Origin of the sequence: Sphingomonas sp. CCH9-F2 (assembly GCF_001556735.1) — a bacterium.
Taxonomy (GTDB): domain Bacteria; phylum Pseudomonadota; class Alphaproteobacteria; order Sphingomonadales; family Sphingomonadaceae; genus Sphingomonas; species Sphingomonas ginsenosidimutans.
The window spans coordinates 1-562 of sequence record NZ_LSJO01000509.1; the positions used below are offsets into that span (position 1 = coordinate 1).

1 protein-coding gene is annotated in these 562 nt (G+C 75.1%); it reads left to right on the plus strand.

The genetic code is table 11. From position 1 onward, the window contains the following. Positions 1 to 562: FAD-binding oxidoreductase (locus tag AX685_RS14490; RefSeq protein ID WP_156445827.1), on the plus strand; the 562-nt coding region annotated here is incomplete at both ends.

Below are 562 nucleotides of genomic sequence, written 5' to 3' on the forward strand. Positions count from 1 at the left end.
CCGCCGCTACCATGGCCATGCCGGGCTGTTGCTGGCGCCCGCCACCGTCGATGAGGTGCAGGCGATCGTCGCGGCCGCGCGGGCCGAGGGCGTCGCATTGGTGCCGCAGGGGGGCAATACCTCGATGGTCGGCGGCGCCACCCCGCCCGCCGACGGCAGCGCGGCGATCCTGTCGCTGCGCCGGCTGAACGCGATCCGCGCGATCGATGCCGACGCGGGGCTGGCGGTGGCGGAGGCGGGGGTGATCCTGGCGACGCTGCACGCCGCCGCCGCCGCGCACGGCCGGCGCTTCCCGCTGTCGCTGGGGGCGAAGGGATCGGCGACGATCGGCGGGCTCGTCTCCACCAACGCAGGTGGCACGCAGGTGCTGCGCTTCGGGACGATGCGCGGGCTGGTGGCGGGGATCGAGGCGGTGCTGCCCGACGGATCGCGGCACGACGGGCTGGCGGCGCTGAAGAAGGACAATCGCGGCTACGACCTGACGCAATTGCTGATCGGGGCGGAAGGGACGCTGGGGATCGTCACCGCCGCGACGCTGCGGCTGGTGCCGGCGGTGGCGGGG